Raw genomic sequence first — 12,048 nt, forward strand, 5'->3', positions numbered from 1 at the left:
ATCGCTCCTTCGTTCTTTCAATTTAGCACACTATTTACCAAAAAGCATGTTCAGGGAATAATAGTTTAAACTGGCAGGTGTAGTTGTTTTGCTGACGCTTGTATAAAACCCTAAGGGCTTTGATAAAAACAACAAAAGCCAATAAAAAAAATATTACTGTGAATGCGTTAATATTTTCAAATTGAGGATGGTGAATGAAATCCTTTTGCAAGGTTTCATTATCTGGGGACGATGAATTTAACTTAGAAAAAATCTTTTGCTTAATGAGGTATGCTTTGGCTACGGTTTTTTGTTCAGGTGAAGAGGTTTCGGTTAAGTTGTTTCCTAAACCGATGCCCAATACCATGAAAATAATAATGTAGAAAAACCTCATTGCCGCTAATATAACGAAAATGAGGCTTTTTTGAAAGTTAAAACTGCAATTAATACAGTTATTAAAGGGAATCAAAGTAGGCGAGGGTAGCCTCTTTGTCTTTTTGGAGTTGAACGGTAAGGGCTTCCAAACCCGTAAATTTTACATCGTGACGCAAGAATTTTAAGAAATTCATTTTAATATTCTGGCCATATATTTCATGGTTAAAATCGAAGATATTTACCTCAATATTTCGGGTCATACCGTTAATGGTTGGGCGCTGACCAATATACGCCATGCCTTTGTATGTTTGGAGTTTGGTGTTTGAAGCGGGTAGCTCAGCCTCCATCTCTACCGTTACAGCATAAATACCATCACTTGGGATAAGTTTATAGGTTTCTTCTACAAATATATTGGCAGTAGGAAAGCCAATTGTTCTACCGATCTTATCGCCTTTAATCACTCTTCCAAAGATAGAAAAAGGGTAGCCGAGATAATCTGCAGCTAAACTAACGTTGCCTTCCAGCAGGGCCTGCCGGATTTTGGTTGAACTTACGGCAACATCATGAATATCCTGTTCCATAATTTCCTCTACCGAAAAACCGTAGGTTTTCCCGGCAGCTTTTAAATCACTTAGATTTCCTGAACGATCTTTCCCGAAACGATGATCGTAACCAATAATGATATGTCTGGTGCCAATATTATCCACTAGAGTGTTTTTAATATAGTCTTCCGGACTTTGATTCGAAAAATCGCGTGTGAAGGGTGTAATAATTAAATGATCTACACCTAAAGTCTCTAATATCTTGGCTTTTTCATCGATGGTACTGATCATTTTCAAGTCCTGATTTTCAGGGTCAATAATCATTCGCGGGTGGGGGAAGAAGGTTAAAATGACGCTCTCTCCCTGGTCTTGTTTAGCCCTTTCAACCAGTTGCTTAATGATTTTCTGATGGCCAAAATGCACACCGTCAAAAGTGCCAATAGTTACAATAGCATGGTCTAATTTTTTAAAATCTGAAAGGTGCTGATATATTTTCAATGGATTAAAGATTAATGTAGTGCATGGCGTTTAACCACTCCGCCTTTTAAATCGGCAATTTGTTGTTGTATTACGAAAGCATCCGGATCAATTTGCCTGATCATTGTTTGCAATTTACTCATTTCAAGTTTGGTAACTACAGTAAACAGGATATCAATATCTTTTTGTTCACCGTAGCCACCTTCGCCTTTGTAAATCGTTACCCCGCGTTTCATTTCGTTAATAATGAAGCCCTTAATGGCATCACGGTGATCGGAAATGATGGTAACCCCGGTATACTGCTCTACACCGTTTACAATAAAATCAATCGTACTCGAAGCAGATAAATAGGTTAGAATGGCATAAAGTGCCGTTTCTATATTTAAAAAATAGGCAGCAAAAGCGAAGATGATAATGTTTAAGATCAATATGATGTTACCCACAGTAAGGATACTGTTTTTACTGATGTAAAGGGCAAGAACCTCTGTTCCATCAATTACGCAGCCCCCACGCATAGCCAAGCCAATTCCTCCACCAAGAAAAAGTCCGCCAAAGAAGGCTATCAGCAGTTTATCATGGGTAATGGGTTGAAAAGGAATGAAGATCAGTGCCAATGAAAGTCCTGCAATGGCAATAGCCGTTTTAACCGCAAAAGCCTTACCTATTTGCCTAAAACCTAAAATAACAAAAGGAATATTGATGATGACGATCAAATACGACAGATTCCATTTGGTAAGCGTGCTTACCAGCAGTGAGATACCTGTAACTCCGCCATCTATAAAATGGCTGGGCATTAAGAAACTTTTCAAACCAAAACAAGCAGATGTTACGCCAGCAATAATTAAGAATAATTCTCTAACAAAGCGGCTGTTTTTACTCTTGAAGTGTCTGTTCATATTTCAGATTGAATTTTGGCTTCTTCTTTCTTGCTACGAATATAATTAACAAGTTCTAATACCTCAAACGCATTCTGGAGTAAAAAGTTTCCACTGCGGGTACGGGTAAGTTTGGAAAGGTAAGCGCCATTATTTAATTGCTTTCCAAAATCAGAAACTAAGGAACGGATATAGGTCCCCTTACTGCAAACTATCCTGAAATCTACCTCCGGAAGCGCTATTCTGGTTATTTCAAATTCCGGTACGCTAACAAACCGTTTACGGAGCTCCACCTCTTCGCCCAATCGGGCCTTAACATACAATCTTTCTCCATTTATTTTAACCGCAGAATGCGCAGGAGGATATTGCTCAATATCGCCAATAAAAGGTTGGCATGCGGCATATATGGCTTCTTCGGTAAGATGGCTGATGTCAAAGGTGGTGTCTACCTCGGTCTCCATATCGAATGAAGGTGTGGTAGCCCCCAAGATCATGGTTCCGGTATATTCTTTTTCTTCTGCCTGAAAGGTGTCAATCTGTTTGGTTAATTTTCCGGTACAGATAATAAGCAGTCCGGTAGCCAATGGATCTAAAGTGCCCGCATGGCCTACTTTAAGCTTTAAAGGCTTTAATGAATTACGGATTTTGCCTACCACATCAAATGAAGTCCATTTGTATGGCTTATTAATCAGCAATAATTCTCCTTCAGCAAAATTGAAGTCTCTAAATTTGGAATTTTCTGTACTCACGAATCTTTTTTCGGCAAAGATACAGATTAAATAATTTGCAGGTTGTGTCCGGTTGCCAGTAAGATGATGATTACCAGTCCGGCAATAATTCTGTACCAGCCAAATATTCTAAATCCATTTTTATTGAGGTAGCCTATAAAACTTTTGATGGCTAATAAAGCTACTACAAAAGCCACTACATTTCCAATAATCAATAAATTAACCTGGTCGTGCGTAATGGCATGCCCTTCTTTATAAAAGTCATAAAGTTTTTTGGCTGTTGCGGCAAACATGGTAGGAACGGCTAAAAAGAATGAAAACTCTGCCGCAACTTTTCTGCTCAGTTTCTGGCTCATTCCCCCAACAATGGTGGCACCTGAACGGGAAACGCCCGGAATCATGGCAATACACTGGAAGAAACCAATTTTTAATGCGGTAAGGTAGTTTACATCTTCTTCTTCATTGATGGTTGGCTTATCAAACCATTTATCAACGAATAAAAGAATTACCCCGCCAATTAATAAGGATATGCCTACAGCCATAGGGCTTTCCAGCAACTCGTCAATTTTTTTGCTCAACAACAGTCCAAAAACTGCCGCAGGAATAAAGGCTACAGCAAGCTTGAGATAAAAATGTACAGATTTAAAAAACCTTTTAAAATATAACACCAAAACAGAAAGGATAGCTCCCAGTTGAATGGCAATGGTAAATAATTTAACAAAAGGTTCTGTTGCGATGCCCATTGTTGATGAGGCAATAATCATATGTCCTGTACTCGAAACAGGCAAAAACTCGGTTAATCCTTCAACTACGGCAAGGACAATCGCTTCAAAAGAATTCATGTTTTTTGGGAGATAGCACAACAATAAATAAAAGGAAAACCTAAAAGTTAGCAGATTTTCCTTTTAACATTAAATGTGATTGATGATAATCCTAAACAGGATCAATTATTTTTTTAGAATAGCATAAACACCAAAGCCAAAACCAAACAATACCACCAACGGAGCAAGTAAGGTTTTTCTGAAATCATAGATGTCTGTAGTACCCATCATTAAGATAAAGCCCACTACAACTATTGCCATGCTGATAATTAATAGCTGGTAGTTTTTCTTGGTAAAAACCAATTCACTGTTATTGTCCTTTGAAATCGGACTTGTTTTTTTTTCTGCCATTATCTGTATAGGTGATAAGATTTTAAACGTAAATATCTACTTACTGCAAACCAGGTACTTATACCGGTAATAAAAATGCCAATAATTAATAATCCAACAAATACGAAACCAAATTCTTTGTAGTTGTTGAGGATAATAATTTCTGGTACTTCTTTTCTTGCATAAATTAAGGTTGCCAATAGGATAATAATTGCAATAAAGGCCGCGATTAATCCATGCAAAGCAGCATACAATAGAAAAGGACGTCGGATAAAATTTTTCGTTGCACCAACTAGCTGCATACTTTTAATTAAAAAGCGTTGAGAGTATATGGCCAGGCGGATGGTGTTGTTAATCAGGGCCAACGCGATAACCAATAACACTGCCGCAAAGGCAATGATGATTAATCCGATGGTGTTGATGTTGTTATTTACCATATCAATTAATGAACTTTGGTAAACCACTTCTTTTACAACCGGATTTTTTGAAATACTGGTTTTAAGTGCCTCAATGCTTTTGTTATTGGCATGGTCTGCCTTTAGATAAATATCGAAAGTGGATGTTAAAGGGTTGTAGCCCAAAAAGTTAACAAAATCTTCGCCTAAATCCTGAGTTAAGTTTCTGGCTGCCAGCTCTTTATTTACATACTGTGTTTGTTTAACCGCAGGATTTGCATTAAGCTCTTTTTGAAAAGCCAGCACATCTGCTTCTTTAGCGCCCTCATCTACAATGATGTTTAAAACAATGTTTTCTTTAACATAGTTAGACAGGTTTTTGGCATGAACAAGTACTAAGCCAAGTAGCCCCAACATTAACAAAACCAAAGCAATACTAAATATTGTAGAAATATATACCGTTTTGGTCTTCTTAGATGCGTCGCTTACTTCGAATTCTTCCATGTATTTCAATTTTGTTTTTGCGAAAATATAAATTATACCTGATAAACGCCAATTTAATGATTTAATGATGGATAATGAATTTTTGAATGACTGAGTTTTGAATGATTGAATGATTGAATGATTGAATGATTGAATGATTGAATGATCGGGTGGGATTGAGTTTTGAATGAGCGAATCCATCCATGACGAATAACATATGAATCAATGACCAATGACCAATGACAAATGACAAATGACTAATGAACCACGACCAATGAAAGATTCAATGACTACTCAACTCTCTTCTTGTACAGAAATTGCTTCAAAGTAGCTTTAATAAATTGGGTGAAAAAGCTCTAAAAAAGTACTTTGCAGAAGGTTTTTCTGTTTTTTGTAAAAAAACGGTACGAAATTTGGTGATCAGGCGTTAATTATTAAAACCTTAAACAATTAATCTGCTATGAAAGCAAAAATTACATCCCTTTGTTTATTTATTTTAACCGCTATCTCACTTGTATCCTGTAAAAAAGATGATCAATCTGTAAAAGCCCGCATAATGGGTAAATGGAATGTTAACAAAGTTGAAGTTACTGGTTATACCGGAACAGAGGTGTCCAAAAATGGCACTTTTGGGGTAACTGGGGATTATATGGATTTTAAATCTAATAACGATGATCAGGTTGAATTGCGTTTAACCAATCCGATCACTTCACAATCTAATACAAACATAGGAACCTATATTGGCACAGGCGATGGTTTTAACATGGTTTTCGCAGCAGATGGATCTTCATATTGCACAATCAATACACTTACGGATAACAAGCTTACTTTTACCGCAAAAATTGATAAAACCAGCGTTGTAAAAGTTTATACCTTATCAAGATAAAAAATTAAGTCCCGGATTTATTACTCACGCCACGCAAAGTTTTTGTGTGGCGTATTTTTTTGCTTTTATTTTGCTCAGATATGCTTATAAAGGCTTTTTTTGCCGAATTGGTAATTCCCCTCAATATGTTTCAAAAACCCTTTAATTTCTGTAATTTCGCAGCTTTAAAAATTAAAACTTGCAATGGATTATCAATTCAAAGAAATAGAGCAAAAATGGCAGAAATTTTGGGCCGACAACCAAACCTTTAAGGCCGAAAGTAATTCGGAAAAACCAAAATACTATGTGTTAGACATGTTCCCTTATCCATCTGGGGCAGGTTTACACGTTGGTCATCCGCTCGGATACATTGCATCTGATATTTTTTCAAGATATAAAAGGCTTAAAGGTTATAATGTGTTGCACCCAATGGGATATGATTCCTTTGGTTTGCCTGCAGAGCAATATGCTATTCAAACCGGGCAACACCCCGCAATTACTACTGAAGCCAATATCGCCACCTATCGTCGCCAATTAGATCAAATTGGTTTTTCATTCGATTGGAGCAAGGAAGTGCGTACCAGCGAACCATCTTATTATAAATGGACACAGTGGATTTTTATGCAACTGTTTAATTCCTGGTATAACATCGAGAACAACCGTGCAGAAGATATTTCTACTTTGATAGAAAAGTTCAATGCTTCAGGTACAGCAGATGTTAAAGCGGTTAGTGATGAGGATACTAAATCATTCTTGCCAAGCGATTGGGCAACCTTTACAGATGAGGAAAAACAAAAAGAGCTTTTGAAATATCGTTTAACCTATTTGAAGGAAAGTACGGTAAACTGGTGCCCGGCCCTGGGAACCGTTTTAGCCAATGATGAAGTTAAAGATGGCTTTTCTGAGCGTGGTGGATTTCCGGTAGAGCAAAAGAAAATGATGCAGTGGAGTATGCGGATTACAGCCTATGCCGATAGATTATTAAGTGGATTGGATATTATTGACTGGCCTGAACCATTAAAAGAAATGCAACGCAACTGGATTGGTAAAAGTGTTGGAGCTTCAGTAAAATTCCAGGTAGAAGGTAGTGACAAACAAATTGAAGTATTTACTACCCGTGTAGATACCATTTTTGGGGTTTCTTATCTGGTGCTGGCACCAGAGCATGAATGGGTTGCAGAATTAACTACTGCCGAACAAAAGGCAGATATTGAAAGTTATATTGCCAAAACTAAAAAGAAATCAGAATTAGACCGTATGGCGGATACTAAAACTGTTTCTGGTGCTTTTACAGGTACCTACGTAATTAATCCGGTAAGTGGCGAACGTGTTCAGCTATGGATTGCCGATTACGTTTTAGCAGGTTATGGTACTGGTGCCGTAATGGGGGTACCTAGTGGCGATCAGCGCGATTGGTTATTTGCTACACACTTTAATTTACCTATAGTTCAGATTTTAGATGCACAAAAAGAAATTGATGTTCAGGCCGATCCAACCAAAGAAGGTAAATACATTAATTCTGGCTTTATTAATGGCATGACCTACCAAGAGGCTGTACCATTTTTAAATAACTGGTTAGAAGAAAAGGGATTGGGTAAAGCGAAGGTGAACTTCCGTCAGCGTGATGCGATTTTTGGTCGCCAGAGATATTGGGGAGAACCTATTCCGGTGTACTTTAAAGATGGTCTTCCTTATTTGTTACAAGAAGAAGAATTGCCTTTATTATTGCCCGAAATTGATAAATATTTGCCTACAGAAAGTGGTGAACCACCATTGGGCAGAGCAGAAGATTGGAAATATGAAGATCAATATGAGTATGAGCTAAGCACCATGCCAGGTTGGGCAGGTAGCAGCTGGTACTGGTATCGTTATATGGATGCTCAAAATAACCGTGCTTTTGCTTCAAAAGAAGCAGTTGATTACTGGAAATCTGTTGATTTATATATCGGTGGTTCTGAACATGCTACCGGACATTTATTGTACAGCCGTTTCTGGAACAAGTTTTTGAAAGATTTGGGGTATACGCAAGAGGAGGAGCCGTTCAAAAAATTGATAAACCAGGGCATGATTCAGGGTAGAAGTAACTTTGTTTACCGTGTAAGTGATGAGGCTGGTAAACCAACAAATACCTATGTATCTGCTGGATTAAGAAAAGATTATAAAACAACAGCACTGCATGTTGACGTAAACATTGTAGATAACGATATACTTGACTTAAATAAGTTCAAAGCCTGGCGAGAAGAATATGCCAATGCAGAATTTATCTTAGAAAGTGGTAAATACATTTGTGGGGTAGAGGTAGAAAAAATGTCTAAATCAAAGTTCAACGTAGTAAATCCGGATGATTTGATTGAGCGTTATGGTGCCGATACTTTGCGTATGTACGAAATGTTTTTAGGTCCGTTAGAGCAAAGTAAGCCATGGAATACTAACGGCATTGAAGGGGTTTTCAAATTCTTACGTAAATTCTGGCGTTTGTTTCACAATGAAGACTGGACCTTCCATGTTAATGATGCCATTCCAACCAAGGCTGAATTGAAATCATTACATAAAATCATCAAGAAGGTACAGGAAGATATTGAACGTTTCTCATTCAATACCTCTGTGTCCAGCTTTATGATTGCAGTGAATGAACTGACGGATTTAAAATGCAAAAACCGTCAGGTATTAGAAGATATGGTGATTATTTTATCACCTTATGCGCCACATATCTGCGAGGAACTTTGGGTTTTATTGGGTAATGAAGCCGGAACACTTTCATATGCCAAATTTCCAGCCTTCAATCCGGCTTACCTGGTAGAAGATGAGTTTGCTTATCCGGTTTCAGTAAACGGTAAAATGAAGATGAACATTAATCTGCCTTTAACGTTAGCGCAAAATGAAGTCGAAGAGATTGTTTTAGCAAATGAGCAATTCCAGAAATACTTAGAAGGCAAAGCGCCTAAAAAGATCATTTTTGTTAAAGGGAAAATTATTAACGTAGTGGTTTAGTTTGAGCAGAAAGACTAAGCCAATAGCGGAATATAAAATAGCATAAAGAAAAACCCGAGGAGTTTGTACTTCTCGGGTTTTTTATTTGGTAGGATAATTGTTTAACTGCTAGCGCAACACAGCCAACTGAAAGCTGTTTAGCTATTAACTGGACTAGGTTTAGGTTCCAGGTCTCCCGACTCCTTGTATTTACAGTTTTTGACTTTGATTAGGCTTTAGCTTTTCTTCGATTGCCACCAAACCTTCTGTTATTGCTGGCGTTTCTTGGTTTGCCACTCATATTACCATCTCCGCCTTTGCCGCCGCCTTTTGAAGGGCGCTGAGGTTTGCGCTTAACTTCAGCTTTAGCGAGCATACTTTGCCAGCTTAAAGGGTAAGGATGATCTTCCACAATTGGAAGGGTAATCTTAATCAATTTTTGAATATCCAGTAAATACTCATTTTCTTCAGCATCGCAGAATGAGATGGCATTCCCGTTTGCTCCCGCTCTGCCTGTACGTCCAATACGGTGTACGTAACTTTCGGGAATATTAGGTAATTCGTAATTGAAAACATGCGACAGTTGCTCAATATCAATTCCACGTGCAGCAATATCGGTAGCTACCAATACACGGATTTTCTTTTCCTTAAATTCTGTTAAGGCTCTTTGACGGGCATTTTGAGATTTATTACCATGAATGGCTGCAGCCCTGATTCCGGCATGACTTAAGTCTTTTGCAATGCGATCTGCACCATGTTTGGTCCGGGTAAAAACAAGCGCTGTTTCAATATTTTTATCTCCTAACAGGTGAATTAATAATTTTTTCTTATCAGGCTTATCAACAAAATAAATAGACTGGTTGATGGTTTCAGCTGTAGAAGAAATAGGGGTAACTTCAACTTTGGTAGGATTGGATAAAATGGTATTGGCTAATTTTTGAATTTCATCAGGCATGGTGGCTGAGAAAAACAAGGTTTGTCTCTTTGCAGGTAATTTAGCTACTACTCTTTTAACATCGTGGATAAATCCCATATCCAACATTCTATCCGCCTCATCCAATACAAAAAGTTCAATGGTATTCAGGTTAATAAAGCCCTGATTCATTAAATCGAGCAAACGACCTGGTGTGGCTACTAAAATATCGACACCTCTTTTTAGTGCATCAGTTTGCGGCGTTTGTCCAACACCACCAAAAATTACTAAATGACGGAGATTTAGATTACGACCGTAAGCTTTAAAGCTTTCTTCAATCTGAATGGCTAACTCTCTGGTAGGGGTCAAAACCAAAGCTTTTATGTTTTTCGAAGCCTTGGTATTGATGTGTTTTTCATGCAAAAGTTGTAGCATGGGGATGGCAAAGGCGGCTGTTTTACCAGTTCCGGTTTGTGCGCAGCCCAATAAATCTTTTCCTTTTAAAATGGTTGGAATAGATTGTTCTTGTATAGGGGTTGGTTGTGTATAACCTTCGGTCTCAAGAGCCTTTAAAATAGGCTCTATGAGGTTTAATTCTTTAAATAACATGTATAATTTCTAAAATTTGCGAAGAAGCCGGAACAATCATCAATGATGAAGGACTAGCTTGCGGAGAGAGCTTTATCAGTGTGATAGAGAAAAAAATCACAACGGCTATATTCCTGCTTCGGCGGCAAAGATAGGTAAATAAATTTGTTTTGTTGGTATTTCTTAGTTTCGGCGGCAAGACCTTCAGGAATCGAGTTCTTTTATACGTTCAGCTTTTAACTTTGCACTTTTTAGTATCAAGTATCAAGATGGGAGGGCATTGGTTATTTCGTTTTATTCACTATTGAGGAGTTAAAGTAAATAGATACACATTCAACTTTGTACTTTCAACTTTCACCATTACCAAAAGTTATTTCTCTTCCTTGAACTTACTAAAACAAATCAGGGCCACCAGGCAAAGTGCAAATCCTACAATACCGTTCAAACGCAGGCCGAAGTCGTGACCAGGATCCTTGCCGTAAATGGTTAACATGGCAAAAATGGCGATCCCCAGTGTTTGTCCGAGTTTAACAAACAGGTATTTCACAGCGAAGAACATGCCTTCGTGGTTTTCTCCCCTTTCAAGGGTGTCTTTTTGGGCAATATCGGCAAGTATGGCTGTTGGTAAAATGCCCAAAGCAGCCAAAGGGAAAGACGCTGAAAGCACCAGTAAATAAATTTGATCGTGTGGGTCAAAAGGAAGTTTTCCTAAAAAGAAAATGGTTACAAAAATTAAGCACAATACGGCAAAAGAGAGTAGTACAAAGGGTTTTTTGCCAAACCTTGCAGAACCTAAGGTTACAATCGGGTAGAAAAGCAGGCTGGTTAGCACCATGGCGCCCATAAATTTTCCGCCTTCAGACTCCGGCAGCCCCAGGAGTACAGTACAAAAGAAAAGTAAACCACTGGAAATTATACTTAAGGCCGTGTAAAAGGCAAAATCAGAAACGAGGTAATACTTAAAATTTTTGTTGCTGAAAGTATTAATAATTGCAGGCCAAAGCGGGATATGTGTAGGTTTGGCCGCCGAAAAATCTTTTTCATTGATGAATAGAATGGGCAGTAACATTACCACACCAGATAGGATACACAATCCCCAAATGGCAAATTGAATGGCTTCACTGCGATCGGTTACTTGAAAGTTATCCTGAACCAGATCTGCAAAGTTATTGGTGCAAGCCGATAAGATGATGCCTAATACAAAACCAATTTGCTGATAGCTGGAGAGTTTTACCTTCTGTTTAGGGGTATGGGTAACCTCTGCCAATAATGCGTTGTAAGGGATAATATATGTGGTAACAGAAATAAAGAAAAAACAGAGCGTCAGGCTCAGCCACCAAGCATTGTGCAGGCTTTCAGTTTTATTTAAAGGGTAAAAAACAAGACTGCAGAAAAGCATTGCTGGTAAAATAGCCCATTTCATAAAAGGCATTCGCCTGCCATTTTTGTTTGTGCTGGCATCACTTTTAGCTGCAATGAAAGGATCAAATAACGCATCAACTAATCTGCCCGAAGCAGCAATGATAGATAAAATGTTAAAGGCACCAAATAAAACCAGTTGTGGAACTAAGGGTGGTAAACCTGCATTATTGGGCGGGAGATAGAAATAGGGTAGCATCACGATAATGATGTTCGTCATGATACTCCAGCCCATCATACCTGCTGCATAAGCTACTTCTTGTTTTCCAGAGAGTGTTTTATTCATTG

Annotated in this window: 11 protein-coding genes; 2 read left to right on the top strand and 9 right to left on the bottom strand. The window is 38.1% G+C overall.

The window, feature by feature from the left end:
* Window positions 1–34: 34 nt before the first annotated feature.
* The 7 genes from ACQY77_RS17455 to ACQY77_RS17485 all read right to left on the bottom strand — a co-directional run bounded on the left by ACQY77_RS17455 (window position 35) and on the right by ACQY77_RS17485 (window position 5,026).
* On the bottom strand, window positions 35–373 hold the full coding sequence (locus ACQY77_RS17455; protein WP_421941020.1) for a hypothetical protein: 339 nt from the start codon (window positions 371–373) through the stop codon (window positions 35–37).
* 61 nt (window positions 374–434) lie between these two features.
* Window positions 435–1,394: a bifunctional riboflavin kinase/FAD synthetase gene (locus ACQY77_RS17460; RefSeq protein WP_421941019.1), complete on the bottom strand. Its 960-nt coding sequence runs from the start codon at window positions 1,392–1,394 to the stop codon at window positions 435–437.
* An 11-nt stretch (window positions 1,395–1,405) separates the two neighbouring features.
* Window positions 1,406–2,269, bottom strand: coding sequence for a YitT family protein (locus tag ACQY77_RS17465; protein ID WP_421941018.1), 864 nt, complete (start codon window positions 2,267–2,269; stop codon window positions 1,406–1,408).
* A complete protein-coding gene (gene truB, locus ACQY77_RS17470) occupies window positions 2,266–2,997 on the bottom strand; it encodes a tRNA pseudouridine(55) synthase TruB (RefSeq protein ID WP_421941017.1) in 732 nt (243 codons plus the stop codon). Before truB ends, ACQY77_RS17465 begins: the two co-directional genes overlap by 4 nt.
* A 26-nt stretch (window positions 2,998–3,023) precedes the next feature.
* Window positions 3,024–3,818, bottom strand: coding sequence for an undecaprenyl-diphosphate phosphatase (locus ACQY77_RS17475; protein ID WP_421941016.1), 795 nt, complete (start codon window positions 3,816–3,818; stop codon window positions 3,024–3,026).
* 105 nt (window positions 3,819–3,923) lie between these two features.
* On the bottom strand, window positions 3,924–4,148 hold the full coding sequence (locus ACQY77_RS17480; RefSeq protein ID WP_421941015.1) for a DUF3098 domain-containing protein: 225 nt from the start codon (window positions 4,146–4,148) through the stop codon (window positions 3,924–3,926).
* On the bottom strand, window positions 4,148–5,026 hold the full coding sequence (locus ACQY77_RS17485; RefSeq protein ID WP_421941014.1) for a cell division protein FtsX: 879 nt from the start codon (window positions 5,024–5,026) through the stop codon (window positions 4,148–4,150). The genes ACQY77_RS17480 and ACQY77_RS17485 overlap by 1 nt, the downstream gene beginning before the upstream one ends.
* Window positions 5,027–5,465: 439 nt before the next feature.
* Between ACQY77_RS17485 and ACQY77_RS17490 the strand changes: the two genes are divergently transcribed.
* Window positions 5,466–5,891: a lipocalin family protein gene (locus ACQY77_RS17490; protein WP_421941013.1), complete on the top strand. Its 426-nt coding sequence runs from the start codon at window positions 5,466–5,468 to the stop codon at window positions 5,889–5,891.
* A gap of 183 nt (window positions 5,892–6,074) precedes the next feature.
* Window positions 6,075–8,861 (top strand): leucine--tRNA ligase, encoded by a 2,787-nt coding sequence (gene leuS / locus ACQY77_RS17495; RefSeq protein WP_421941012.1) that lies wholly within the window; start codon window positions 6,075–6,077, stop codon window positions 8,859–8,861.
* A gap of 208 nt (window positions 8,862–9,069) precedes the next feature.
* Here the strand turns inward: leuS and ACQY77_RS17500 are convergent, their stop codons facing one another.
* Both ACQY77_RS17500 and ACQY77_RS17505 read right to left on the bottom strand, forming a co-directional pair.
* Window positions 9,070–10,362 (bottom strand): DEAD/DEAH box helicase, encoded by a 1,293-nt coding sequence (locus ACQY77_RS17500; RefSeq protein ID WP_421941011.1) that lies wholly within the window; start codon window positions 10,360–10,362, stop codon window positions 9,070–9,072.
* A 349-nt stretch (window positions 10,363–10,711) separates the two neighbouring features.
* A complete protein-coding gene (locus tag ACQY77_RS17505) occupies window positions 10,712–12,046 on the bottom strand; it encodes an MFS transporter (protein ID WP_421941010.1) in 1,335 nt (444 codons plus the stop codon).
* Window positions 12,047–12,048: the final 2 nt, after the last annotated feature.

The sequence above is a fragment of the Pedobacter sp. genome, from assembly GCF_965279535.1.
Lineage (GTDB): Bacteria > Bacteroidota > Bacteroidia > Sphingobacteriales > Sphingobacteriaceae > Pedobacter.